The organism is Ornatilinea apprima (assembly GCF_001306115.1).
Lineage (GTDB): Bacteria > Chloroflexota > Anaerolineae > Anaerolineales > Anaerolineaceae > Ornatilinea > Ornatilinea apprima.
The window spans coordinates 1-25,996 of sequence record NZ_LGCL01000027.1; the positions used below are offsets into that span (position 1 = coordinate 1).

Consider the following 25,996-nt stretch of genomic DNA (forward strand, 5'->3'; position numbering starts at 1 on the left):
CATCGGCTCGTTTCGGTGGTTCTGGTATAAGCGGTTTGATTACTTTCCATTGTTCGTCTGTAAGGTCCATCGGCTCGTTCCTCGTGAGGATTTGAGCCTGAGTTTACCATTTTTGAGATAGCTTCTAATCAACGCCATAAGAGATATTATTTTACCAGCCCAAATGGGTTGGCAGGCAAAAATGGATGGTAATAAATAAAGGGGAAAATTAAAATTGAACCAGTGTAAAAAATCCCAGGTTCCATTCCATAATGCAATTGCGCCCGGCGCGTTTAGCGGCATACATGGCCTGGTCGGCGTGTTCGATCAATTGCTCCAGATCGTCCTCTGCTTGCCGGCTCGCCAGCCCAACGCTAAGATTAATCTCGATAAACTGGCGGTCAATCTGGAAAGGGTGTTTTGAGACGCGCTCGAAAAGGCGCTGGGCAATGGCGGATGTTTGCGCAGGGGTGGCGCCAGGCAGCAAAATGATGAATTCTTCGCCGCCAAAGCGGCAGACCACATCCATCTCGCGCACTGCTTCGGCCACCCTCGCCGCGCATAGCTTGAGCACCTGGTCGCCCACCAAGTGCCCGTAGGTGTCGTTGATTTGCTTGAAATGATCGAGGTCGAACAGAATCACCGAGATGGGCAGTTGCTGCGCGCGCGCATTATCAATTTCTATCTGGGCTATCTCGTAAAAGAAACGCCGGTTCGTGATCCCGGTCAGCGGATCGAGCTGTGCCTGGCGGCGATAGAGATCTTCGCTTTTGCGCAGCGCGTCTTCCACTCTACGGCGCTCGATTATCTCGCGTTCCAACTGTAGATTCTTGAATTGCACAATTTCCGCTTCTTTTCGCGCGTTCTGGGCTCGAAACAAGGCTTCATTCGTGCGCAGGCGGTGAGCAGTGATTTCGGCAGTGATTTCGGCATCCAACCGGTGAAACTGGCGGTGATGTTCGAGCGCCAGCTGATATTGCTGCATTTGATCGTAAATCTGCGAGAACAGGTCGTGCAGTATCCGTAAATGCATCTTGTACTGCGTATCTTTGATTAACGTGTAGGCTTCTTTCACGCACTGCAAGGCAGCCTGTACCTGGCCAATAGCCAGCAAAGAGCGCGACTTCAACTGCAACAATTCCACTTTTTCGTCCTGCAAGCCCTCGGCCTCGGCAATGCGCAAGCCAATATCATAATGGTCTATCGCGGCGGTATGATTTGACTGCCTGGCTTCACACGCTCCATTGGCTAAATGGCTGTGCAATTCCATGATGGGCGCGAGCTGTGTGTGGCTCACCTGCTGGAATTGGGCCAGATATTCGAGCGCCAAAGGGTAATCTTCAATATCTAATGCGGTTTGGACTAAATTCATGAACGACATTCCATACCACAATGTATTTTGTGTTCGTTCAAACACCGCGGCGCTGCTTTTGAAAAAACGGGTGGCTTCTTCATGCTCTTTCAGGTACAGGTATAACCCCCCCAGATTAATGAGGATATAGCCTTGCAAGTCAGCATCGTCGAGCTGAATGGCCAGGTTTTGAGCGTGAATCAGGGTTTCCATCGCCAGGCCGTATTGGTCCTGGCAGATATAGGCGCCGCCCAACCCGCACAGGGCGTGCGAAAGCAGCCAGGAGTGATCCAGTTGGCGGGCAATTTCAAGTGAAGTGAGGTATTTCTCCTGTGCTTCTGCAAAAAGGCCCTGCCGCAGCAGGATATTGCCCTGCAGCATCAGCCCGCGCCCGGTTTCAAAGATCAATTGAGGGTCGTTCGCGATCCACGCCAACGCCTGCTCAACCCACTGGTTGCTCACTTTGGGATGAGAGTCTTGCAAGCGATCGGCCAGGTCTAAAGCCAGCCTGACTTTGTCGGGAATTTCTGTCGCCTGGTCAATCTTCCGTTCGAGAACTTGGTATTCATCCGATAAAGACATTTTCACCTATGTACAGGCATTTTCATTATTATCGGTAAATATGTTGAAAACTTCAACCCAATTTACATCCACCGGGTTTGGCCAGGATTCTTCTTTCTATTCAATGTTCAAGAAACAGATCAAGAAATGAATATCCTTCTTGTTCGCATTTACCATGAAGCGCCGAACGAAGAATGAGGGGGAATATCATGAAGGAGAACAAAGCGAACCGGATTATGTCCCAACGAATTTAGGCGAATGCCTTTTTGCCTGAAAGTAAAAAATACCAAAGCTTAAGGACGTACACTTCCTATTCCCAATCGTCCGAATGATAGTGGCGCAGGTGTTTGATTTCGCCGTGCTGTTTTTTGCTTGCCAGCCGCCGCGCTTTGGCAATGATGGTGGGATGGGTGGCCTTGCGCGCGCGGTTTTTTGGCGGCCTGGCCCAGCAATTTAGCCAGCCGATGCAGGGGTCGAAGTGGTTCTGCTCCTGGGTGCGGTACTGCGCTGCGCGGATCACCAGCTCACCGGTCTGTTGGCACGGTGGAACTACCCGGCCGGCCGGCAGTCTTTCATCTGCGAGATCAAAAACAGACTGATGAGCAGCAAAGCGGCGGCCAGCAACAGCGCCGGGGTGAACGCGCCATTTTCGGTTTTGAGCATTTCCATAATATAGACAAAGACCACCGAAGCCTGGCCAAACAACTGAATCAGGCCGTTTGAGGTGCCCTCAGGGGTGGGGTGAGTGATCTCCGCGGCGTACTGCATGCCGATGGGATTGGCGCTGACCAGGAAGAACCCGAAGGCAAAAGCGCAGGCGAACAGCAACCAGCGGTCAGCGGCGAAGGTGATTCCCAGCAGGAAGGGGATGGACAGCGCGAACCCCAGCAGAATGTAAGGCTGGCGCTTGTGCTGGCGGTCTGAGAAGGGGGGAATGATGACCGCGCCCAGCACACCGCCCACCAGCATTAGCGCGCCTAAAATGCCCGCGTCGTTGGGAGTAAAGCCGCGCGGGCGGATGATATTCTCGACCCAGGTGGTAACGCCGTTGAAGATGCCCAGGCCGATGAAAGAGACAAACAAATACAGCCAGAAGTTCTTCACCTTCAGGGCGTGTTTCAGCCCGTCCAGCATTAAGGCGCGAGTCTCCAGCCCGGCCGGGCAGGGCGGGGTCGCCGGTTTTTCACGGGCGAAGAGAACAAACAGCACGGCAGAGAAAGCGGCAATGCCGCCGTAAATCAGTTGAACGTTGGGAATGCTGATGGTTTCGCTCAATATCGGGGTCAGCACCATGCCCAGGGCGGTGCCTACCAGGTTGGCCAGCGTGACCAGCCCAACCGCCGTGGCGCGCTCTTCGATGCTGAACCACTGCGCGGGGACCTTGGTCCAGGCGTTGAGCAGGAAGGGCTGGGCGGCGGCGATACCAACCGTGGACCATAACACCAGGCTGTAATTGGCGCCTGCCAGCCCGCGCAAAATGCCAAAAACTCCCATCAGCACCGCGCCAATGCTCACCGTCAGGCGAAAGCCGTACGTGTCTATGGCCCACGAGACGGGAATGGAAAGGGGAATAAAGGCGATCATGAAACTCATCGCCAGAAAGCCGATTTGCAGATCGGTTACCCCGTAGAATTGCGCGGCAATGCCGGTGATCGGCGCGTACCCAATCCACAATACCTGAATGGTGAGATTGATGAACATGAACACCGCCAGTACAACCCAGCGGTAAGGATACAGGCGGAACGATTGGTCTGCAGGTTTATCCATTGGTTCACCCATTGAGCTGCTGATAAATGCTTTTCATCTGGCGGTAGGTGCGGGTAAAAATTTCAAAGCGCTGATTGTAAAGCGCGTGGTTGGCTGGGTCAGGTTCATAGACTTGCTTGAAGCGCATCAGAGAAGGCACATCCCGGAAGGTGATTTCTCCCAGGCCCGCTGCGCCGATCCACGCCGCGCCGACAGCGTTGGCGTAGATGGGATCGGCCACCTGCTTGATTTGCAGGCCCAGCACATCGCTGATGATCTGGCACCAGATGTCTGACTGCGCCCCACCCCCTACGATGTGAATGGCGGGGATGGGATGGCCGATGAATTTTTCCACGGGGGCCATTAACCAGCGTGTGTTGAACGCGACGCCCTCTAAAAAGGCACGGATGATGTCTTCGCGGTTATTGTGCAAAGACAGGTTGAAAAGACCGGCGCGCAGGTTTTTATCCTCCACCGGGGCGCGCTCGCCCCAAATCCAGGGGGTGTACAGCACACCGTTGGCCCCGGCCGGCACGCGCGCGGCGATTTTATCGAGGTATTTGAAAATATCCGGGATGTTCTCTTCTTGCAGGAGCTCGTCTTTGTTGTAGATGATTTTGTCGCGCAGGAAGGTGAGGTTGCCGCCAGCGGTGGCCTGCAGCGCGGTGAGCAGGTATCGCCCTGGCACGGCGCAGGGCAGCGAAGCGAGTGAGGCGACCACGTCGGTTTTTTTGTAGGGCACATGCGCCGCGATCCATGATGAAGTGCCCAGATAAAGGTGTGGAACGCCATCTTCCACCGCGCCAGAGCCAATTGCCGCGGCGGTGGTGTCGATGGCGCCGGCCACCACCTGCACCCGCGACGAAAGCCCCAACTCGGCGGCCACCGCCGGCAGCAGCGGCCCCAGCACGGTGGTGCAAGGCACAATTTCGGGCAGTTTTTCGGCCTCCACCCCGCAGCGGCGCACTAAAGCGGGGTGATAATGGATCTGATCGGGGCGGCGGTTGTCGGTAACCCACGATGTCATGATCGAATCGAAGGTGGCGGTAAAGCGCCCGGTCAGGCGCAGATTCAAATAGTCGAGCACGTTCAGGAATTTATAGGTGCGTTCGTAAATGTGGGGGTAGCGGTCGCAAATCAGGAGCATGTGGGCGGCGGGGTCTTTGCCCGTCATCGAGGGCATCCCGCCGGTCAGGTAGATCCAGCGGATGGTGTTCAGCAGGCCCGCGCCGGTCGGGTTCACCAGCCCTTTGAACTGCTTTTTCAGCGAGGCGGCCCCGCGCATATCCATCCACAGCACGCAGTTCATCAGCGCGTTGCCATTTTGATCGACCGGCACGGTGCCTTCGCCCTGGGTGGAACAGCAAATGGCTTGCACATTGTCTGCCGAGGCCAGCCCGCGGCTCATGAGCCGTTTGGCGGCTGTCAGAAAGGCCTGCCACCATTCCACCGGCGACTGCTCCACCCCGCCATCAGGGGTGAGGTAGAGTTGAACGGGGACGCTTTCCCAGCCCAGCACCTGCCCGCCAAGGGTGATCAGGGCCACTTTCATGCTTGAAGTACCAAAATCAACCGCCAGAAAAACGCGCTCAGAGGGCTGTTTCAAGGGCACGGCTCCTTGTGTATGTGGATTGTATCGAAAAGGGCGGCTTACTGCACGCCCTCAACACTGGAAAGCACCTGTTCAAAACGCGCCAGGGCGTCATCGATCACTTCGTCGGTATCGGCCATGCTGGTGTACATGCGGCTGCCCGCCAGGGTGATCAGGCCGTTAGCCATATAGGCCGCGCCCATTTCTTCCATCATGTGTTTGCGCGTCTTTAATTCGCGCGCCAGACGCACCGGGTTGCGCAAATCCAGCAGCATCACACCCGAGGTTTCCAGATGCACAATCGAACCCTGGTTGAAGACCACAAACGGCAGGTTATATTTGTCAATGATGGCTTGCAGGCCTTTGGTCAGGCGGTCACCGGCGCGCCCGGCGATCACCGCCGCGTTGGTGCGCTCCATCTCCAGCAGGGCGTGATAGCCCGCCACGCAAGAGATGGGGTTGGCTGACAACGTGCCGCCGATATAAGCGCGCTCGCCCGTACCGCCAATGCCCGCGGCAAAGCGCTGAATAACTTCCGCCCGCCCGCCAACACCGCCTGCCATGGGGTAGCCGCCCGTGAGGCATTTGCCGAAGACGGTCAGGTCGGGTTTTACGCCGAAATAACCCTGCGCGCCGCCCAGCCCCACCCGAAAGCCGGTTACCACCTCGTCAAAGATCAGCAGCGCGCCAAACTCATCGCACAGCTCGCGCACCTTCTGGTTGAAATCAAACGGCACAGGCCGGGTGCCGCTTTCAGGGCCGAGCGGTTCCACGATCACCGCGGCGGTGCCGCCGGTCAATTGATTCAGGAATAAGCGCCGGCGCAGCGCGCCCAGCGCGTTGGGGAAAAACTCCTGCGTATTGGCGCTGGCCCCCGCCGGAATGCCTTTGGCTTCCAGGCGGCCGGTGCCGGGGATGTGCAGGCCGTAGACCATTGAATCGGACCAGCCGTGATACGCGCCGCCGACCTTGATCACCTTGCGCCGCCCGGTGAAGGCGCGCGCCGCGCGGATGGCGGCCATCACCCCTTCGGTGCCGGAACCCAGCATGCGGAACATCTCAATGGAGGGCATGAATTTCTGGATCAATTGGGCAAGTTTTAATTCATATTCATGAAACAAACCGGTAACCGGCCCGCAGGATTGCAGCATTTCGATCACCTTCTCGCGCACCGGCAGGTAATTGCTGCCCAATATGGTGGGGCCGCCGGCCTGTAAAAAGTCGATGTAGCGGTTGCCGTCCACGTCCCACAGGTGGGCTTCGTCGGCGCGCTCAATGGCAATGGGAAAGGGGTAGTTAAACGCCAGGTTATGCTGAACACCGCCGGGGATGACCTTTTTGGCCTCATCGATCAGCGCTTTGGAGCGCGCGCAGCGGGTGTCAAAGTATTGCAGGTAGGCTTGCATGCGGTCGCGTCTCACCGGGCGCAGCGGCTGGCTGACGAGCCGGTTAAGCTGGCGGTAAACTTGATCTACATCTGGGTACTGCAAAATCGCGTAGGATTGGGTGTCTGACATACTTCCTCCATCAGGGGCTGGTTATTCTCCGCCGGTTTCAAAGTCTCCACGCTCGACCTTTTGCTGGTCTTTGCGCAGTTTGGCAAAGGCCACCTCACGCACCCACAGAGGTACTTTGCTGGCTTTCTTTTCTGCGCACAGGGAAAGCAAGTAGGCCAGGGCGCATTTTTCCAGCAGGGCCACATTGTGCATGGCGCGCTCCAGGTTGTGGCCCAACAGCAGCGCGCCGTGGTTGGCCATCATAAAGGCGTTGTGGTGGTTTTTTACATGGCGGGCGATGTTATTTTTCAGCATGGGGGTGCCCGATGGGGCGTAGGGAATGATCTCCACACTGCGGCCCAAAAAGCGCACCTGCTCATCGAAGAGCGCGGGGATGGGCGCGTTGATGATCGCCAGCGTGCTGGGGTATACCTGGTGGGTGTGGATGACGGCGTTCACATCGCCGCGCGCCTGGTAAATGGCAGCGTGCATGGCGCTTTCCACCGAGGGCTTGTGCGGCTCTTCCAGCGGGTTGAGGTCAAACTGCAGCACGCAAATATCGGCGGGGGTCATTTTCAAATAATCGAAATTGGAAGGGGTAATGGCCAGGGCGTTCTGGCCGGGAACGCGCACCGAAAGGTTGCCCCCGGTGGTGCTCAGATATCCGTCGTGAGTGAGCTGGCGCACAGCGGCAACCACCTTGCTTTTGACTTCCTCAAAAGGCGACATAAGGCAGGTCCTCCTTATTATCTTGACACTGTAAAGATTATAGAATCGAATCTTGACAGTGTCAAGATGCAGACTTAAAATGAATTCATGCCTGCCAAAGCGTATCACCACGGAGACTTAAAAAACGCGCTGATCAAAGCCGGGATTGAGATTCTCTCCACGGAAGGGATTGAAGCCCTTTCACTGCGCCGGGTGGCCGGCAAAGCGGGCGTCAGCCATTCGGCCCCCTACGCTCACTTCAAAGATAAGCTGGAGCTGCTCGCCACCATTTCGACCGAAGGATTTCGCCAACTGTACGAAGTTCTGGAGCAGGCCCACAAGACCCATTTCGATCAGCCCGACAGCCTGTTAAAAGAAGTGGCCTACGCCTATGTGCAGTTCGCTTTGGAATCCCCCGCTTGTTTTAAGTTAATGTTTTCTGGAATTTTGGAACAGGAAAAAGCCTTCCCCGAATTGTTGGAAATCTCGCGCAAAAATGTCGCGTTGCTCTCGGCCACTGTAACGCGATGTCAGGAAACCGGGCTGCTGCGCGAAGGCCCACAGGACACGCTGGCGCTCAGCATCTGGAGCCTGGTGCACGGCTTTACCATGCTGCTGCTGGAACAGCAAATTTCCCACGAATTGCTGGACCAGTATTCCCTTCGCGATCTGCTGAGCCAAACGCTCAACCAGGTAACCGCGCGTAATCTGGCCTAACCAACCCTCTTATTCCCAATCGTCCGGACGATAGCGGCGCAGGCGTTTAATTTCGCCGTGCTGTTTTTTGCTTGCCAGCCGCCGCGCTTTGGCGGTGACGGTGGGACGGGTGGCCTTGCGCGCGCGCGGCTTTTCGGCGGCCTGGCGCAGCAATTCCGCCAGCCGATCCAGAGCGTCGAAGCGGTTCTGCTCCTGGGTACGGTACTGCGCCGCGCGGATCACCAGCTCGCCGGCCTGGTTGACGCGCCGCCCGGCCAGCTTCAGCAGGCGCTGGCGCACGTCTTCGGGCAGGGAGGGCGATTCTTGGATGTTAAAGCGCAATTGCACCGCGCTGGAGACCTTGTTCACATTCTGGCCTCCCGGCCCGGCGGCGCGAATGAAGTCGAAATGCAGTTCGCTTTCGTCAATGGCGAGGGTGGGGGTGATGGGCAGCATAGGCTAAGTATATCAATAATTGAATTTCTTATCATCAAAGCTTGACTTGAAGGACGCAGTCAGTCAGCGAATGGTATCCAATCAGGGTTGATATTGGATGAATTATATAGGATAATAGACTCAAAGCGTCTATTATGTTATATGAAATCAATCATTCTTTCTTCTTTTGATTCCTTGCCCTACTTCACCATGGAAGCGGTGAAACAGCTTCTCGGCGTTGAATCCGTTGCCGCCGGAACCATTCAAACCGCGCTGTATCGCTGGATGAAAGCTGGACAAATCATCCAGTTGAAAAAAGGCGTTTACATGACGCGCCGCTTTTTCGAACAGCACCGCGCGATCGTTGATTTTGCGCCCATGGTCAGTGCGATTTTGATCCCCCAGTCCTATCTATCTCTGGAATATATTTTGCAGCGAAATGGCATATTAACCGAAATGACGTATCCGGTCACGGCGGTCACCCTCAAGCAGACCCGTGTGTTCGAAAACACACTGGGGACTTTTGCTTACCGTAATATCAAAGCAGACCTCTATCGGGGCTTTCTTTTTTCCGAATACATGGGGATTCCAATCGCCCAGGCAACAGTGGCCAAGGCTCTTTTTGATTTTCTCTATTTCCGCCCCTGGAAGAGCAGCCGGCGGCTGGCCGGTTATGACCTGGCAGAAGATTTGCGTCTTAACCTTGACGACTTCTCAGAAAATGACCAGGTTGAATTTGAATCCTTTGTGGAGATCAGCAAAAGCAAAAAGATGGAGCAGATATTGAAAGCACTGAGGAAAACCGTATGGCAACCTTAATCCAGTTAATGCAAAACGTCCTGTCAAAAAAAGACCCGTTACTGCCCAATGAAACCAAACGGGTAATCCTCAAGGAGTTTCTGCAGGCCTATACCCTCGATTTTCTCTACAATCACCCGGTCTACCGCAAGCTCAATTTTTATGGCGGCACCTGTTTGCATGTGATCTACAACCTGAACCGGCTTTCGGAAGATATTGACCTGGATAACAGCAGTGGAATTGATCTCAGTGTGCTTGAAAACGACCTGCTGACATTCTACCGCTCTACCATTGGGTATGCCGATGTGACCGCCAAAACCCAGATTGGGGAGTGGGGCGTGCGGCGCACTACCTTGAAGCTCCCGATTCTCTATGCTCTGGGCTTAACTTCGCATGCCAACGAACCACTGCATCTAAAAGTAGAGGTCAGCCAGCACAGGCAAATATCGATCATTCGCAAAACGCCGGTACTGTTATTTGGCAGAAGTTTTGTGGCTGCCCATTTTTCGCTGGAAACGATGATGGCCGGGAAGATGCTGGCCTGCCTGGAGCGTAACTTTCAGAAGGGCGAAGGATCTGCGATCAAAGGCCGCGATTTTTACGACCTGCTGTGGTTCATGCAGCAGAAAATCATGCCACTGGAGGAAAAGCTGGCCAAAGACGGCCGCCAGTCCTACACCATTCCATCCGCAATGGAATTACTGGGCGAAAAGGTTGCTGAAATGAAGCTCTCGGACCTGGCGGAGGATTTGCTGCCTTTATTTGAACAGCGGTCTTTCATCGAAGCCTGGCTGGAAGGGTTCAAGGAGAATTTTAGAGCATATGTAAAGAGTTATTATTGAGTATTCTTGTGAATCAAAATTAACAGCAAAAAAATGCTCTCAATAATTCGGTTGGGTTTTGATCATGTAATTCTTGGGCGATTTGAGCCGGCGGCGCGGATGAAGTTGAAATGCAGTTCGCTTTCGTCTCTGGTTCTTTCCTCAATACCAACATTGCAGGGATAAAAACGAGCTGTGTGCCGGACGCCAGCATTCCTTTTGGCGCTCACTCCTTCCCTCTTCACTTCCCTCCTTGGCCGGCTGGTGATTCTAGTATAATAAAACTATGCCCAAAGCAAACACGCTGTTAAAAGTATCCAATCTAACCAGGGTGTACGGAAGCCTGGCGGCGCTGGCTAACCTGAGCTTCACGCTGCAGCCGGGAGAAGTGTTGGGGGTGGTGGGGCAGCGTGGTTCGGGCAAATCCACCCTTTTTCGCCTGCTGAGCGGGGTGGAAATGCCCACGCACGGCGAGATCTGGCTGGCGGGCAGCCCGGTTATGCTCAGAACGCCTGCCGAGGCGCAAAGCCTGGGGATTGAAACGGTTCACCAACTGCCTGAGATCGCTGAAAACCTGAGCGTGCTGGAGAATGTTTTTCTGGGGCGCGAGATCAGCAAGCCGAAGGCGGTTCAAGTGCTGCCCAACATTGCAGAAATGTTGGAAGAGGCGCGAGAGCTGTTCAACGCGCTGGGCGCTGAGGACGACTTGATCTACGCGCGCTCGGCGAATCTCTCAGACGAGCAGCGCCAGATTGTGGCCCTGGCCAGGGCAATGATCCGCCCGGGGCGCGTGCTGCTGCTGGATGATCCGCTGCCGGTGCTGAGTTACGAGCGCCAGCTTAAGCTGCTGGAGTGCATCCGTGATTTCTCTGACAAGAATATTTCCGTGGTGCTCAGCAGCGATGATCTAAACCATATTTTCGCCGTGACCGACCGCATTCTGGTGTTGTATAAAGGCACGCCGGTGAAGTTCTGCCGCACATCAGAGACTACCCCGCGCGAAATTGTGGAATTGATTGTTGGCTCTAACCGCCAGGCGCAGGTTACGCCGGTGATTTGGGCCTTTGAGAACTATCACATCGCCCAGCAGCAGGCCGAAGAGTTGCGCCTGGCGCAGAATACACTGCGCCAGAATCTGGAGGAGCAAGATTCGCTCAACCGCCAGTTGATTGAAAAACTGCACGATCAGGTGGAAGCCGCCGACCGGCTGGCGCGCGCGCTGCAAGAGGCCAACCGCCGCCTGATCACCGAACGCGAGGCCGAGCGCAAGGCTCTGGCGCGCGATCTGCACGATCAGGTGATTCAAGACCTGCTCAGTTACAACTACCAGTTGGAAGAACTGGAAAATGAGACAGCCGAAACCCCGCAGCGTGAAGAGCTGGTGAAGATCCGCGACGGCATTCGCCAGGTGGTCAGCAGTCTGCGCGATGTGTGCAGCAATCTGCGCCCGCCCACCATCGACAGCCACGGCTTATCCGCGGCCATTCGCTCGCTGGCGCACCAATGGAGCGTGCAGACCGGCATTGAGGTGCATTTGAAAATTGACCCGGCGCTGGGGCGCCTGCCCGAGCCGATTGAGCTTTCGGTTTTTCGCATTTTGCAAGAGGGGTTAAACAATGTGCGCAAGCATGCCAACGCCACCCAGGTAAAGCTCTCGCTGCGGCGCACGCCCACCGCCAGCCTGGTGGTGCAGCTTTCAGATAACGGGCAGGGCATTTCCAAGCCGATCAACCTGGCCACGTTTTCAGAGGAAAAACATTTTGGTCTGGTGGGCATCAGCGAGCGCGTTTCGCTGCTGAGCGGCACCATGAAGGTCAACACCCAGTCCAACGGTGGCCTGGAGCTGTATATCGAAATTCCCAGCCCTTATCCTTCCATCAACAATTAATTTCCAGCGAGTCTTCAATGAGCTGCCGAAAGGTAGCTGCGTCGAGGTCTTTCTTGTCCAGAAAGGCAATCGCGCCGGCATCCAGCCCAATGCGCCGAAATTCGCGGTCGGGGTAGGCGCTGATTAGAATGATGCGCGTGGTTGGCGAAACCTGCTTGAGCTTGCGCACACAGCGAATGCCATCGTCTTCGCGCAACACCACATCTACAAACGCCAGCCGGGGAGCGATCTGGCGCGCCAGGCGCAAGGCCTCGGTGGTGTCTTCAGCTTCATACAGGCTGGCCGAGGGGTGAGTTTTCTTGAGCATGCGGCTCATTTGGGCGCGGTAGCGCGGATTGTCGTCAACCACCAGCACAGTCAGATCTTCCGAAGGAGCGATTTCTTCGCCCACGGCGGTTTTTTCCTGCGCGGGAATGGCCAGCAGCTCGGGGTGGTGGCTGGCGTAATTGTTGGCTTCCAGGCGGCTTTCAACCCCCAGAGCGCGGTACAACGCGGTGAGATGATTCTCCACCGTTTTAACACTCAACTCCATCACATGGGCGATCTTGTGATTGTTGTACCCCAGGGTGAGCAGGTAAAGCAGCTCGCGCTGGCGGCGGGTGAGGCTGGGCGCGGGAGAATCGTTGATCATGGTCTGGTGGTTAACCAGGCGGTTGACCAGCGGGTCAGAAATCCAGCGCCCGCCGTCGAGGACGCGCTGGACGGCCAGCAGCAGGTCAGAGAGGGGCTGGTCCTTCAGATGGTAACCGTTCACCCCTGCCGAGAGCAGGCCAATCACATACGACTGGTCGTCATAGGCGCTGACCACCAGAATTTTCAGGTCGGGGTAAAGCAGGCGGATGCGCTCCACGGCCTCGACCGGTTCAAAGTCCGGCATGTTGACATCCATCACCAGCAGATCGGGGGTCAGCGTTTTAATCGCCTGCATTAACTCCCGGCCGCTGCCCACTTCACCTACAATTTCAAGGTTAGAGAGGCCTGTCAGCGCGTCGCGCAATCCGGCCCGGATTAAGACATGGTCATCAGCGAGTAAGATTCGGTAGGTTTGCATGGGTCCATTAAGAGATGATTAAAAATTAGGGGGAATCCCCTAAAAAAAATTAAGGGATTAACCTGTTGTTAATTTAGGGAGGCAAGGGTTGTTTAGCCATCCGCGATATGGTTTCATTTAAATTATAGTGTATGCTTCTTGTCTGGTAAAGAAAGGAGGTTGGCTGACCACGGCTTTTTTCCAAACCCGTTCCAGGATTTGAGGAGACCCCGTAGGCAACACTAGCGCTTCTCATATCACCACGGGCAGCAAGCACACCTGGAGTGTTCCCCTCGTTGATGGAAAGCAGAGTGGTCCGCATGGTATCAGAAAAGCAGAAACCGGTTGTCGTCAAGATTTGACTCAATGTGTTTCAAAAAATTCTCAGGAGGATTGAACATGTTTAAGAAGAGATCGTTGTTTGTTGTGATGGCTATCATGATGATTGCCGCCACTGTTCTCGCGGCCTGCCAGCCGGCCCCGGCTCCCGAGGCTGCCCAGCCACAAGAAGGTGAAAAACTGGCTGTCGGTATTGTGCTGCCGACCAAAGACGAGCCGCGCTGGATTCAGGATGAAACCCGCTTCAAGGAAGCTCTTAACGCCGCTGGCTATGATGTTGAGATTCTGTTCAGCCAGGGTTCTTCGGCCAAAGAGAAAGAGAACGTAGAAGCCTTGATCACCAAGGGTGTCAAAGTTCTCATCATCTGCCCGCAGGACGGAACCGCAGCCGCTGCCGCTGCTGAAGCCGCTGGCGAAGCTGGCGTGAAAGTGATCTCTTACGACCGCCTGATCCGCGACACCGCCGCGGTGGACTACTATGTGACCTTCGACAGCCTGGCTGTGGGCGCGCAGCAGGCGCAGTACCTGGTGGACAACGCCACCGGCACCGGCAACCCGCTGTACCTGTATGCTGGCGCCGCGTCGGACAACAACGCCTTCATTTTCTTCCAGGGCGCGTGGGAAGTGCTGCAGCCCAAGATTGCTGACGGCACGTTCGTGATCAAGAACTCCAGCGAGGCTGTTGCTCTGCAAGACAAACTGGAACTGACCCGCGACGAACAGGCCAAGATCATCGGCCAAATCACCACCAACTGGGACTTCAACACCGCCAAGAACCTGGCCGAAGCCAACCTGACCACCGCCACCGCCGCCGACAAGGGCAAGGTCTTCATCCTGGCCCCGAATGACGGCACCGCCCGCGCCATCGCGGATGTGTTCGGAGCCGATCCCGACGTGACCGAGTACTTCGTTTCTGGTCAGGACGCCGAAAAAGCCTCGGTGCAGTACATCATCGATGGCAAGCAGTCGATGACCGTCTTCAAAGACGTGCGCACTCTGGTGAATGACGCCATCGCCGCCGCTGTGGCGCTGCTCGAGGGCAAAGAACCGGCCGCCAAAGGCTCTTACAACAACGGCGCCAAAGACGTTCCCGCCATTCAGTCGCCTGTGGTGACGGTGGACAAAGCCAACGTCAAAGCCGAATTGATCGACTCTGGTTACTACAGCGCAGCAGACTTCACTGGCCTTGAAGAAGGCGCCGCGGCCCCCGTTGAGGGTGGCAAGCTGGCTGTCGGTATTGTGCTGCCGACCAAAGACGAGCCGCGCTGGATTCAGGACGAAACCCGCTTCAAGGAAGCTCTGGATGCCGCTGGCTACGATGTAGAAATTCTGTTCAGCCAGGGTTCTTCGGCCAAAGAGAAAGAGAACGTAGAAGCCTTGATCACCAAGGGCGTCAAAGTTCTCATCATCTGCCCGCAGGACGGAACCGCAGCCGCTGCCGCCGCTGAAGCCGCTGGCGAAGCTGGCGTGAAAGTGATCTCTTACGACCGCCTGATCCGCGACACCGCCGCGGTGGACTACTATGTGACCTTCGACAGCCTGGCTGTGGGCGCGCAGCAGGCGCAGTACCTGGTGGACAACGCCACCGGCACCGGCAACCCGCTGTACCTGTATGCTGGCGCCGCGTCGGACAACAACGCCTTCATTTTCTTCCAGGGCGCGTGGGAAGTGCTGCAGCCCAAGATTGCTGACGGCACGTTCGTGATCAAGAACTCCAGCGAGGCTGTTGCTCTGCAAGACAAACTGGAACTGACCCGCGACGAACAGGCCAAGATCATTGGCCAAATCACCACCAACTGGGACTTCAACACCGCCAAGAACCTGGCCGAAGCCAACCTGACGGTTGCCACCGCCGCCGACAAGGGCAAGGTCTTCATCCTGGCCCCGAATGACGGCACCGCCCGCGCCATCGCCGACGCCTTCCTGGCTGACCCCGACGTGACCGAGTACTTTGTTTCCGGTCAGGACGCTGAAAAAGCCTCGGTGCAGTACATCATCGATGGCAAACAGTCGATGACCGTCTTCAAAGACGTGCGCACTCTGGTGAATGACGCCATCGCCGCCGCTGTGGCTCTGCTCGAGGGTACCGAACCGGCCGCCAAAGGCTCTTACAACAACGGCGTCAAAGATGTTCCCGCCATTCAGTCGCCTGTGGTGACGGTGGACAAAGCCAACGTCAAAGCCGAATTGATCGACTCTGGCTACTACAGCGCAGCAGACTTCACTGGCTTAGAGTAAACTTAATGTAGTCCAATCTGGATCGTGATGGCTCCGGCCATCACGATCCATCCCATGCTTTTTTTACAACCGGAGCTTCTATGAAACCTCCCATTTTAGAGATGAAGAATATTACAAAAGAATTTCCCGGTGTGAAAGCCCTGAGCGATGTGAGCTTTGCGGTAACCGAAGGGGAAATTCACTGCCTGGTCGGGGAGAACGGGGCAGGAAAATCGACCCTGATGAAGGTGTTAAGTGGGGTTTACCCGCATGGAGAATACTCCGGTGAAATTACCTTCAACGGCCAGGTGCAGAAGTTCTCAAGAATCAACGACAGTGAAAAAGTGGGCATTGCCATTATTTACCAGGAACTGGCGTTGATCCCCGAGTTGACGGTTTATGAGAACATCTTTCTGGGCAACGAAATTCGCAAAGGCATGATGGTGGACTGGAACGAGACCATCAAGCGCGCCACCGAAATGCTGAAGAAAGTCAAGCTGGATATCAACCCCGCCGTCAAAGTTAAAGACCTGGGGGTTGGGCAGCAGCAGTTGGTGGAAATTGCCAAGGCGCTCAGCCGCGAAGTGAAATTGCTGATCCTGGATGAGCCGACATCCGCCCTGAATGAAGATGACAGCCAAAATCTGCTGCAGCTTCTGCGTGATTTGAAAGAACAGGGCGTTACCTGTATTATGATCTCGCATAAGCTCAAAGAAGTCATCCAGATCGCGGATACTGTGACCGTGCTGCGGGATGGAAAGACCATCTGTACGCTGGACGCGCACAAGGGTGAAGTTAACGAAAACGTGCTGATCAAACACATGGTCGGGCGCGAAATTGAGAACATCTACCCGCCTAAAGAGCACCAGGTCTTTGATGAGGTTGTTTTTGAAGCGCGAAACTGGAACGCTTATAACCCCGTTCTGGGCCGTAAAGTGGTGAAAAATGCAAACTTCAAGGTCAAGAAGGGAGAAATTGTTGGTTTTGCCGGGCTGATGGGTTCTGGGCGCACTGAATTGGCCTTGAGCCTTTTCGGCAACCCAGAAGGTTACCATGTGGAAGGCGAAGTGTACTTGAAGGGCAAAAAGCAGCACTTCACCCACCCGCAGCAGGCCATCAATGCCGGCATTGCCTACCTGAGTGAAGACCGCAAAGCCAAGGGTCTGGTCTTGATTCAAGACGTCAAAGAGAACATCAGCCTTTCCAACCTGGCCGAAATTGCCAAACGCGGTGTGGTTGATAAAAACGCGGAAATTGTGGTCGCCAATGAGTATAAGAACTCGCTCAACATTAAAACGCCGACTGTTGCGCAAAAAGTTCAAAACTTGAGCGGCGGCAACCAGCAAAAGGTTTGCCTGGGAAAATGGCTGTTTGTAAAGCCGGACGTATTGATTTTGGATGAGCCGACGCGCGGCATTGACGTGGGTGCGAAGTACGAAATTTATACCATCATGACGCAACTGGTGCGCCAGGGAATGAGCATCATCATGATTTCGTCAGAGCTGCCCGAAATTCTCGGGATGAGCGATCGCATTTACGTTGTATCCTCCGGCAAGATCGCCGGCGAAATGCCGGTTCACGAAGCAACCCAAGAAAAAATTATGGAACTGGCAACAGAGTATTAATTGAGGAGGTCCAGATGTCGCTTTTCCAAAACGCCCAAAAAGTACTGCGCGAAAATATTCGCGAATACGGTATGTATATCGCCCTTTTCGTGATCATGGCCATCTTCACGGTCACCACCAAAGGGGTATTTGTCTCGTCCCGTAACATCAGCAATCTGCTTAACCAGACCGGTTACATCGCTGTGCTGGCGGTGGGCATGACCCTGGTAATCGTCATCCGCCACATTGATCTTTCGGTTGGGTTTCTGGCCGGTTTTCTGGGCGCCGTGGCAGCCATTGCCCTCGTCTTCTGGAAGCTGCCCACCATTGTGGTCATTCCCCTGGTGCTGGCATTGGGTGTGGTGGCCGGTATGATCACCGGTTTCCTGGTCGCTCAATTAAAAATCCCTTCCTTTGTGGCTTCGCTGGCGGGCTGGCTGATCTACCGTGGGGCGATCCTGCTGGTAACCGCCGGGACGGGCACCATTATTATTCCCGATAAAATCTTCAATGCGATTGGCAATGGGTATATTCCGGATATCAAGGTCATTCCTGGCGTGCACAATCTTACCCTGTTGTTAGGTGTTGCCGCCATTATTCTCTTCATTGTCAGCGAGATCAGTGACCGGCAGAAGAAACAAAGCTACAATTTCGAAGTTCTCACCATGGATATGTTTGTGTTCAAGCTGGTTTTCGTCTCCGCACTGATTGGCGCGATTACCTGGATTCTGGCGGGTTACAACGGCCTGTCTTGGACGGTAGTGGTGATGCTGGTGGTGGTGGCCATTTATCACTTTATCACCACCCAAACCGTGCTAGGCCGTCACATTTACGCCATCGGCGGTAACCCCGAAGCGGCAGAGCTGAGCGGTGTGAGCGTGAAGAAACTCATCTATGTGGTGTTCGGCTCGATGGGCATGCTGTCCGCCTTATCTGGCATTCTCTTCTCCTCACGCTTGCAGTCGGCTACCACCACGGCTGGCACCCTGTTCGAGATGGATGCCATTGCCGCGGCTTATGTGGGCGGCGTTTCGGCGGCAGGCGGTGTGGGTAAAGTAACCGGCTCTATCATCGGCGCGTTGGTGATGACCTCGCTGACCAGTGGTATGAACCTGATGAGCATCGATATCTCGGTGCAGTACATTGTGCGCGGCGCGGTGCTGGCCGCCGCGGTGATCTTTGACGTCACCACCCGCAGCCGCGGAAAGTAATCCGCCGGTTTGCCATTCAAGAGCGCGGTTCGCAAGGGCCGCGCTTTTTTATTTGGAGTGATAATAGCGAATCAAGAGGTGGTGGGGGAACCAGGGCTGTCCGCAGCAGCGCTGAATAGATGAGCAGACAGGAGAAAAAGCCACCCCCATTTCTTGTCAGCATGAAATGGGGGTGTTGATTAAACATGGGCGCGGCGAGGGAACAGTGCGGCGAAATCGGTTTTCTGATTATTGCCGAATGGGCAACACAGCCTTACAGGCGGCGTTGACAATGGGATAGGCTATCGGTGATGAGGTTAAGGCCGGGTGGGTGCCCATCTGGAACTTCACAATATCGTCTGCGGTCATCCTGTGCATAATACACGCACTCAACACATTCACCATTTCGCCAATCGACTTGCCGCCAGAGATGGATCCGCCAATCAGCACGCCGGTTTCCTTGGCAAACACCAGTTTCACTTTAATGAGAGTGGAATTGGGCATTCCGCCGGGATGCGTATCGGGTGCTTCTGCCTTTCCAATCACGATGTTCATCCCGTATTGCCTTGCTTGCCGTTCGGTGAGACCTGCAACCGCAAATGCGCGGCCGTTGACGATGGTGGAAAACACGCTGATGGCGCCGCAGTTCTGGTGGACCGTTGAGTACAGATTCGCGCCGGCAATGCGCGCTTCCGATGTGGCGATAGAAGCCAGCATAACGCCTGTTGGGCGGCCAGTGAAGAACGATTGTTTCTCGGCACAATCGCCGCAGGCAAAAACATTCGGATCGGTGTAGGTCTGCATATAGCGGTCGACTTTAATGGCGTTTCTGAAGCCAAGTTCAAGCCCCGCTTTTTGGGCCAGTTCTGTATTTGGCGTAGCGCCAATACCAAGGATAACCATATCCGCCTTAATCACAGTGCCATCGGCGAGTTTAACGCCGCTCACAGCCTCGTCACCCACAAACGCTTCTACCTTAACGCCAGTCATAATTTTCACGCCGGTTTCCAACAATTTTGCTTCGGCTTCAGCGCAAAATTCATCATCCAGAGCCATCTGCAGGCAATGCGAAAGCGCTTCGATAACCGTTACGTTGATGTCTCTTCCTTTTCGGCATTCGTCGGCAAACTCAACGCCAATAAAACCACCGCCCACAATCACCAGATCCTTGACCGATTTCATTTCATCAAGGACGGAATCGAGGTAGTTGAAATCCTTCTTGATGGCGTAGATGTTTTTCTTGTCTACACCGGGGATGGGCGGAACCAATGGGAGGGAACCTGTGGCGAAAACGAGCTTGTCATAGAGAATGGTTTCCCCATCTTTCAAAGTTACCAATTTGTGTTCACGATCAACGGATACTGCCTCACCCTTGACGAGCTCGATGTTGTTGGTTTCGAGTAGTCCGTCTGGAATCACATTGTTCTGGGGCCCGCCAACAGTCCCATAAATATATGGAATACCACAAGGGATCAGCACTGTCCCTTCTTTACGAACCAGCACAACCTTCTTGTCTGGATAATGCCGCCGGCAGCTTAAACCCGCGGTAATACCGGAAAGACCACCTAAAACAAGCACATCTGTTTGAATCATAAAAAAGCCCTCCCTGATTAATTTTCTACTATCATACAACTATTTTAATAGAATAAAAATATGAATTAATACTAATATATTAGTTACAAAATTAATGGATCAAGGCTTTGTGGAAAAATGGATGACTGATGGGTTAGTAATTTGTCTTTAGAACGTATTTTCTGCTAAAACGAGCAGTGAAAAAATACGATTATCCGAAAGGATGAAGCGCATGGCTAAAACCCAGACATGTCATGTTTGCCAGGAATGCGGGCGCGTCTCCGCCCGCGCGATGGGCCGCTGCCCCGGCTGCGGCGCGTGGGACTCGCTGATAATGGTGGCGGCGATTGATCACTCTGTAACCACCCGGACGATGCTGGCCGCCGCGGTGACCTTTGACGTAACCATCCGCCGCCGCGGGAAATAATCCGCCGGTTTGCCATTCTGAGCGCGGTTCGAAAGGAACGCGCTCTTTTCGTCTCCGCGGCAAACATCCTGTATAATGGGGGTAGCCCAGACACCCCAGGCGAATTTTCCAATCGTTCAACCGGCTCATTACCTTACCAGGCCTATTTTTCACCTCTTTCCATTTACCCGTTATGGATTCATCCCCTAAAACTATTCTTCTCATCCTCATCCTGCTCAGCGCGGGATTGTTCTTGCTGTTTTATTTTCCCAATGCCGCCGGCTCGGAAAACATTCAGATGGTGGCAGTGTTTGAGCCGGATGAAAGCGTGCCGCTGCCGTATGTCTTTGACATGATTAAACCCACCGAAACCGTCAAGCAGGCGCTGATCCAGTTCGCGTTTTATGAATACTACTTTTACGGATTCCCGTACTTCGCTGTTTCGGCGCTCACCCTGCTGCCGCTGCAGTGGCTGGGCCAGTTGGAGAACACGCCGCTGGTCATGGCTGCTCTGCGCCAGGTAGTCAGTGTGCTGCCCATGCTGCTGTCCATTCTGCTGCTGGTATATCTGCAAACCGGTTTTCGCAGCTATAAAGCGGTGGCTTTGTTTTTGCTGCTGGTCAGCCTGCCGGCGGTGATGCAGAACAACCTGTGGTGGCACCCCGACGCCCTGGCCATTTTGCTGGCCATGCTGGTCATTTTCTTCCTCTACCGCGACAACCTGCGCCTGGGGTGGAACTTTACCCTGGCCGGGGCGATGTGCGGCTTCTCGGCTGGAACCAAGGGGATTGGATTCTATTTCTTTCTCACCATCGCCGTTACCCTGCTGATGGCCCTTTTTTGGAAGAAAGTTGAACTGCGGCGCGTGGTTTTGGCCGCGGCCGGTTTCTTGCTGGCCATGGCGGCCGCTTACCTGCTGGCCAACCCGATACTGATCTACGCCAGCGTGCGGCGCGATTACTTTCATGTGATGAGCGAACAGTCGCGCCTGCTGTTCAGTGGGTATGAGATTTACTATGAGAAGGGGCTGGCCTCAGCCTGGCGCGACCTGACCAAGCATTTTGGCTCGGCGATCTTTTTGCTGGCGGGCTTGAGCGCTTGCCTGTGGGGCGTGGCGCGCGGTGAAAAACGTCTGTTGCACATTCTCATCCTTACCTGGGTGATTCCCACCTCGGTGATGGTATTCAGCCTGATCCATTTCAAGTTTCAATACTGGATGCCGGTGGCCCTGCCCCTTTTCTCTTGTCTGGTCGAGGCTTTACCCGGCGCAGGCTGGCGCGCACGCCTGAGAGGTCAGGCTGGCGCCCCGGCGCGCGCCGCGGCCTGGCTGCAAGGGGCGGCGGCGCTGATACTGCTGGCACAATTTGGCGCGTTCAGCGTGCAGAACGTTAACCGCTACGTTGACGACCTGCACCGCGCGGAGTCGAATCCTTCCATTTTATTCTATGAGCAGGCGGTAAAAGCCCTGGCCCCTCTGCCGGACGAAGACGCTTACTCTGTCTACCACGATGTGCGCATCTATGCTCCACGCACCTCAGGGTGGGTTACCGAAGCTGCTTTTGAGACCCTTAGTTATCAGTTTGTGGAAGACCGCGATTATGATGTCCTGTTATTAATGCAGCAGCGCATTGCCGATTACACCAATCCCAACGCGGTGGGCATTGATGAAGAGCAATTTGCCCAGAGCCGCACCTTTTACGCAGACGCGGACGCAGACCGCCTGCGGGGCTTTAACCTGGTTTATCGCGACGAGTACGGCCTGGTGTTTGTTAAAGAGTCGTATTACCGCGGCTATTTCGCTCCCCGACCGTAAAAGCGGAAACCGTCAACCCTCAGTGATAGAACGAATTTTCTGATAAAATAGAGCGAAGGGGGCTGCCCCCTGATTGATCTTGAAAGGATGAAGCGCATGGCTAAAACCCAGACACGCTATGTTTGCCAGGAATGCGGGCGCGTCTCCGCCCGCGCGATGGGCCGCTGCCCCGGCTGCGGCGCGTGGGACTCGCTGGTGGAAGAGATCATCACTGCCCCTTCCGCCAAAAAAGATCACCCCGGCGGCTCCAGCCTGCTGCGCTCTACCCCGCGCCCCATCGGTGAAATTGAAGGCGACAGCGAAGACCGCCTGCCGCTGCCGATGGGCGAGTTCTCACGCGTGCTGGGCGGCGGGATTGTGCCCGGCTCGATTGTGCTGGTGGGCGGCGACCCTGGCATTGGCAAATCGACCCTCACCCTGCAGATGGCGCTGCTGATGGCCGGGCAGGGCAAGGTGTTGTACGTCTCCGGCGAAGAGTCTGAAAAGCAGATTAAAATGCGCGCCCTGCGCCTGGAGCGCGATGAAGAGGGCAACCTGCGCCCGCTGCCAGAGACGCAGCTGCTGGTGACTGAAACCAATCTCAATACCATTCTGGAGCATATCGCCGCGGTGAACCCCGGCCTGGTGATCATCGATTCGATTCAGACCGTTTACCTGCCGGAGATGGACTCGACCGCCGGTTCGGTGAGCCAGGTGCGCGAGTGCGCCTCGCGCCTGCGCGAGCTGGCCAAATCTTCAGGGATAGCCATGTTTCTCATCGGCCATGTAACCAAAGAGGGCGTGATTGCCGGGCCGCGCGTGCTGGAGCATATTGTGGACACGGTGCTGTATTTGGAAGGCGAGCGCTTCCAGTTCTTCCGTTTGCTACGCTCGGTGAAAAACCGCTTTGGCGCGACTTCGGAGGTGGGGGTGTTCGAGATGCGCGAACGCGGCATGGTGGAAGTGCCCAACCCCTCAGAGGCGTTTCTGGCCGAGCGGCTGGTCAACGCGCCGGGTTCGGCCATCGCGGTGACGATGGAAGGCACGCGCCCGCTGCTGGTGGAAGTGCAGGGCCTTACCAGCGCCACCAGTTACGGAAATCCGCGCCGCACGCCCAACGGCGTGGATTTTAACCGCCTGCTGCTGACCACCGCGGTGCTGACCCGCCGCGTGGGCCTGAAGCTGGGCGAGCAGGACGTGTTTGTGAATGTGGTGGGCGGGCTGAAGGTGAGCGAACCGGCCGCCGACCTGGCCGTGGCGGCGGCGATTGCCTCTTCCATGCGTGACGTGCCGGTGCGCGCCGATACGGTGCTGATTGGAGAAGTGGGCCTCTCTGGCGAGCTGCGCTGGGTGAGCCAGATGAGCGCGCGCCTGAACGAAGCCGCCAAACTGGGCTTTAAGGCGGCGGTGGTGCCGCGCCGCGTGCGGCGCAGCGAGCCCTGGCCGCCCGGCATTGAAATTCTGGAAGCACGCTCGATCCGCGAGGCGATCAAACTGGCACTGGTCAGCGAAGAACGCTGAAAAAAGCGTTATAATCGGGGCAATTCTTCGGCGCGCCAAACGGGCGCTGAATGATGCCTGTATTGAGGTTGCGCCATGGCCAGTCCCATTTGGTTTGTCCGACTATTGCAGCGGTTCTTTTCCCAGCGCTTCGCGGTTGCGCGATTATCCAAACACAGCTTTGTTGTGCGCCGGTTCTTTGACCGCGTGCTTTTCCCTGGCGACCATATCCTCTACCTGCCCAAAGATAACGTGATTCAAGTGCACGAAGCGGTGCAGCCGCCGGTCAGCACGGTGCTGCCCTCGCAAATTGTGGAGCACTTCATTGAAAAAGCAGACGACCACTTTATCATGAATCGCTGCATCTGCCGTGAGGCGGCCGGCTGCCAGCATTACCCGGTAGACCTGGGCTGCCTGTTTTTGGGTGAGGCGGTGAAAGGCATTCACCCCGAATTGGGCCGCCGGGTGAGCAAGGCCGAGGCGCTGGCTCACCTGAAGCGCGCGCAGCAGGCCGGGCTGGTGCAGATGATCGGGCGCAATCACCTGGATACGGTCTGGATGGGGGTCGGCCCCGGCAATAAGCTGATGACGATTTGCAACTGCTGCGAGTGCTGCTGCCTGTACAAAATGCTGCCCGATATGCACGAGACGGTCAGCTCGCGGATTCAAAAGATGCCCGGCGTAAGCGTGAGCGTGGGTGATGCCTGCGTGGGCTGTGGAAAGTGCGCGCAGGGGGTGTGCTTCGTCCGCGCCATACGGTTGGAAAACGGCCGGGCGGTGATTGGCGAGGAGTGCCGCGGCTGCGGGCGCTGTGTGGAGGTTTGCCCGACCGGGGCGATCACCCTGCATGTGAGCGGTTGGGATTTTGTGGAAACTTCGATTACCCAACTGGAACCGCTGGTTAACCTGAAAGCCTCTTTGCCGGACGGCAGGGTTGTGGAGAAGGAGGCCGAATGTCCAAAATTGGAATGGGACTCGGCAGTCAGCAAATCGCAGACCTGGCAGCGCTGACCTGCCAGACAGACGCGCTGGAGCTGGAAGACTTTCTCAATCCAGCGGAATTTGACCGCCTGGAGCCGCGCCTGGCAGAGGCGCGCGCCGCGCTGCGCGATTACCCCGGAGAGCTGCTGCTCAGCGGGCCTTACATTGATCTGAACCCGGCCAGCCCCGACGCGCTGGTGCAAGAGGCCTGCCGGCAGCGATTTCGCCAGGCGCTGGATTGGGCGAAGCAATTGGGGGCGCGCGAGATCATCTTCTGCTCTACGTTCATTCCCATTATTTACCTGGAATTTTATGAAGCCGATTGGGCGCGCCGCAGCGCGGATTTCTGGTCGGCGTTTCTGGATGAAGTACCAGGCGGGGTCACCATCAGCTTATGCAACACGTTTGAATTTGATCCGCGCTGGCTGGTGTGGGTGGCCGGGCAGGTGAACCGCCCCAACTTCCGCCTGGCGCTGGACCTGGGGCATTTTCTGGTTTACGCGCGCATTGGGCTGGAAGACTGGCTGCGGCAGACCGCGCCTTTCCTTTCCACCGTGTATGTGCATTCCAATCACGGACAGGTGGATGAGCACCTGCCCCCCGGAGAGGGATTGTTAAGCGCGGAACAGGTGCAGATGGCGGCGCGTTACGCCCCGGCGCAGGCGCGCTTTGTGCTGAAGCCGTTTGAGAAAACCGCCCTGCCGGCCAGCCTGGCCTGGCTGCGCCGGGTGTTGGAAGCAAAATCGAGTACAATGGGGGGCGTATGAGCGAAGCAGAGCAAGAGACCATTCCGCTCAGCGAGCGTGAAATCGCGGTGATGGTGCGCCAGCTCAGCGGAGGCGTAGACCCTAACGATGTCGCTTCGGATTTGTGCGTGGCCAAGAACATGCCCTGGCGCGAGGCCGAAGCCGTGGTGGCACGCGTGCAAGCCGAGCACGGGCATCACATTCGCCGCTGGAACAAGACCAGCCTGACGGTGATTGGCGCGGGGATTGTGGTCGGCGGTGGGCTGCTGAGTTTTGTGCCCGCGCTGAACATTTTCCGCATCATCCGCTACGCGGTGCGCACCGGTCAGTTCAGCCTGCGGCCAATTTTTCAGGGCGATGATTTGAGCTATCTTTCGGTGGCCATGCCGCTGCAGCTGCAGCCTTATTTTCTTTTTATCGGCATGGCAATGATTATGGGCGGTCTGGTGGGAATTTATTTTGCCCTGCGCGAAGAATCGCTGGAGTAGCCCCTTTCGTGAATCATAGAGAAAATCTCTTGCGCGGACGGCGCAAGTTAAGGAGAAAACC

The 25,996-nt window shown here is 55.9% G+C and carries 22 protein-coding genes and 1 pseudogene; 14 read left to right on the forward strand and 9 right to left on the reverse strand.

Annotation, left to right across the window (positions count from 1 at the left end):
* Window positions 1-208: 208 nt before the first annotated feature.
* The 6 genes from ADN00_RS12740 to ADN00_RS20160 all read right to left on the reverse strand — a co-directional run bounded on the left by ADN00_RS12740 (window position 209) and on the right by ADN00_RS20160 (window position 7,453).
* Window positions 209-1,912 (reverse strand): tetratricopeptide repeat-containing diguanylate cyclase, encoded by a 1,704-nt coding sequence (locus ADN00_RS12740; protein WP_075063380.1) that lies wholly within the window; start codon window positions 1,910-1,912, stop codon window positions 209-211.
* 289 nt (window positions 1,913-2,201) lie between these two features.
* On the reverse strand, window positions 2,202-2,411 hold the full coding sequence (locus ADN00_RS12745; RefSeq protein WP_075063381.1) for a hypothetical protein: 210 nt from the start codon (window positions 2,409-2,411) through the stop codon (window positions 2,202-2,204).
* A gap of 29 nt (window positions 2,412-2,440) precedes the next feature.
* Window positions 2,441-3,658: an MFS transporter gene (locus tag ADN00_RS12750; RefSeq protein ID WP_075063444.1), complete on the reverse strand. Its 1,218-nt coding sequence runs from the start codon at window positions 3,656-3,658 to the stop codon at window positions 2,441-2,443.
* Between the two features lie 4 nt (window positions 3,659-3,662).
* On the reverse strand, window positions 3,663-5,243 hold the full coding sequence (locus ADN00_RS12755) for a xylulokinase (RefSeq protein ID WP_152966347.1): 1,581 nt from the start codon (window positions 5,241-5,243) through the stop codon (window positions 3,663-3,665).
* A 44-nt stretch (window positions 5,244-5,287) separates the two neighbouring features.
* Window positions 5,288-6,745, reverse strand: a complete 1,458-nt coding sequence (locus ADN00_RS12760) for an aspartate aminotransferase family protein (RefSeq protein WP_201781191.1) — start codon at window positions 6,743-6,745, stop codon at window positions 5,288-5,290.
* 21 nt (window positions 6,746-6,766) lie between these two features.
* Window positions 6,767-7,453, reverse strand: coding sequence for a class II aldolase/adducin family protein (locus ADN00_RS20160; RefSeq protein ID WP_201781192.1), 687 nt, complete (start codon window positions 7,451-7,453; stop codon window positions 6,767-6,769).
* An 87-nt stretch (window positions 7,454-7,540) separates the two neighbouring features.
* Here ADN00_RS20160 and ADN00_RS12765 point away from each other — a divergent pair, with 87 nt between their 5' ends.
* Window positions 7,541-8,149 carry a TetR/AcrR family transcriptional regulator gene (locus tag ADN00_RS12765; protein ID WP_075063383.1) on the forward strand — a complete coding sequence of 203 codons (609 nt, stop codon included), beginning with the start codon at window positions 7,541-7,543 and terminating at the stop codon, window positions 8,147-8,149.
* Between the two features lie 9 nt (window positions 8,150-8,158).
* On the opposite strand, the gene arfB is transcribed toward ADN00_RS12765, so the two are convergent.
* Complete coding sequence (gene arfB, locus ADN00_RS12770; protein WP_075063384.1) at window positions 8,159-8,584, reverse strand: alternative ribosome rescue aminoacyl-tRNA hydrolase ArfB; 426 nt, start codon at window positions 8,582-8,584, stop codon at window positions 8,159-8,161.
* A gap of 141 nt (window positions 8,585-8,725) precedes the next feature.
* Between arfB and ADN00_RS12775 the strand changes: the two genes are divergently transcribed.
* The 3 genes from ADN00_RS12775 to ADN00_RS12785 all read left to right on the forward strand — a co-directional run bounded on the left by ADN00_RS12775 (window position 8,726) and on the right by ADN00_RS12785 (window position 12,070).
* Window positions 8,726-9,382 (forward strand): type IV toxin-antitoxin system AbiEi family antitoxin domain-containing protein, encoded by a 657-nt coding sequence (locus ADN00_RS12775; RefSeq protein ID WP_075063385.1) that lies wholly within the window; start codon window positions 8,726-8,728, stop codon window positions 9,380-9,382.
* On the forward strand, window positions 9,370-10,203 hold the full coding sequence (locus ADN00_RS12780) for a nucleotidyl transferase AbiEii/AbiGii toxin family protein (protein WP_075063386.1): 834 nt from the start codon (window positions 9,370-9,372) through the stop codon (window positions 10,201-10,203). Before ADN00_RS12775 ends, ADN00_RS12780 begins: the two co-directional genes overlap by 13 nt.
* 265 nt (window positions 10,204-10,468) lie before the next feature.
* Complete coding sequence (locus ADN00_RS12785; RefSeq protein ID WP_075063387.1) at window positions 10,469-12,070, forward strand: ATP-binding cassette domain-containing protein; 1,602 nt, start codon at window positions 10,469-10,471, stop codon at window positions 12,068-12,070.
* Here ADN00_RS12785 and ADN00_RS12790 read toward each other — a convergent pair.
* Window positions 12,060-13,121, reverse strand: a complete 1,062-nt coding sequence (locus tag ADN00_RS12790) for a response regulator transcription factor (protein WP_075063388.1) — start codon at window positions 13,119-13,121, stop codon at window positions 12,060-12,062. The genes ADN00_RS12785 and ADN00_RS12790 overlap by 11 nt on opposite strands.
* 420 nt (window positions 13,122-13,541) lie before the next feature.
* Here ADN00_RS12790 and ADN00_RS20570 point away from each other — a divergent pair.
* The 4 genes and pseudogenes from ADN00_RS20570 to ADN00_RS12810 form a co-directional block, all read left to right on the forward strand.
* Window positions 13,542-14,474: pseudogene (locus ADN00_RS20570) on the forward strand (substrate-binding domain-containing protein); the annotation flags it as partial.
* A 108-nt stretch (window positions 14,475-14,582) separates the two neighbouring features.
* The gene (locus ADN00_RS20575; protein WP_407944720.1) at window positions 14,583-15,677 is read left to right on the forward strand and encodes a sugar ABC transporter substrate-binding protein; all 1,095 of its coding nucleotides are present in this window, start codon (window positions 14,583-14,585) and stop codon (window positions 15,675-15,677) included.
* An 80-nt stretch (window positions 15,678-15,757) separates the two neighbouring features.
* Complete coding sequence (locus ADN00_RS12805; protein WP_075063389.1) at window positions 15,758-17,281, forward strand: ATP-binding cassette domain-containing protein; 1,524 nt, start codon at window positions 15,758-15,760, stop codon at window positions 17,279-17,281.
* A 14-nt stretch (window positions 17,282-17,295) separates the two neighbouring features.
* On the forward strand, window positions 17,296-18,471 hold the full coding sequence (locus ADN00_RS12810) for a sugar ABC transporter permease (protein ID WP_075063390.1): 1,176 nt from the start codon (window positions 17,296-17,298) through the stop codon (window positions 18,469-18,471).
* 228 nt (window positions 18,472-18,699) lie between these two features.
* Here ADN00_RS12810 and ADN00_RS12815 read toward each other — a convergent pair whose 3' ends face one another.
* Window positions 18,700-20,043 carry an FAD-dependent oxidoreductase gene (locus tag ADN00_RS12815; RefSeq protein WP_082390115.1) on the reverse strand — a complete coding sequence of 448 codons (1,344 nt, stop codon included), beginning with the start codon at window positions 20,041-20,043 and terminating at the stop codon, window positions 18,700-18,702.
* Window positions 20,044-20,254: 211 nt separating this feature from the next.
* On the opposite strand from ADN00_RS12815, the gene ADN00_RS12820 reads away from it, so the two are divergent.
* The 6 genes from ADN00_RS12820 (at window position 20,255) to ADN00_RS12845 (ending at window position 25,935) form a co-directional block, all read left to right on the forward strand.
* Window positions 20,255-20,449 carry a hypothetical protein gene (locus ADN00_RS12820; RefSeq protein ID WP_075063391.1) on the forward strand — a complete coding sequence of 65 codons (195 nt, stop codon included), beginning with the start codon at window positions 20,255-20,257 and terminating at the stop codon, window positions 20,447-20,449.
* Between the two features lie 172 nt (window positions 20,450-20,621).
* Window positions 20,622-22,241: a hypothetical protein gene (locus tag ADN00_RS12825; protein WP_075063392.1), complete on the forward strand. Its 1,620-nt coding sequence runs from the start codon at window positions 20,622-20,624 to the stop codon at window positions 22,239-22,241.
* A gap of 96 nt (window positions 22,242-22,337) precedes the next feature.
* Window positions 22,338-23,741, forward strand: a complete 1,404-nt coding sequence (radA, locus tag ADN00_RS12830) for a DNA repair protein RadA (RefSeq protein WP_075063393.1) — start codon at window positions 22,338-22,340, stop codon at window positions 23,739-23,741.
* Between the two features lie 75 nt (window positions 23,742-23,816).
* The gene (locus ADN00_RS12835) at window positions 23,817-24,731 is read left to right on the forward strand and encodes a 4Fe-4S binding protein (RefSeq protein WP_075063394.1); all 915 of its coding nucleotides are present in this window, start codon (window positions 23,817-23,819) and stop codon (window positions 24,729-24,731) included.
* Window positions 24,674-25,468, forward strand: a complete 795-nt coding sequence (locus tag ADN00_RS12840; protein WP_075063395.1) for a sugar phosphate isomerase/epimerase family protein — start codon at window positions 24,674-24,676, stop codon at window positions 25,466-25,468. The genes ADN00_RS12835 and ADN00_RS12840 overlap by 58 nt, the downstream gene beginning before the upstream one ends.
* Entirely contained in the window at window positions 25,465-25,935 is a 471-nt protein-coding gene (locus ADN00_RS12845; RefSeq protein WP_075063396.1) for a hypothetical protein, read from the forward strand. The genes ADN00_RS12840 and ADN00_RS12845 overlap by 4 nt, the downstream gene beginning before the upstream one ends.
* The last annotated feature ends 61 nt before the right edge of the window (window positions 25,936-25,996 follow it).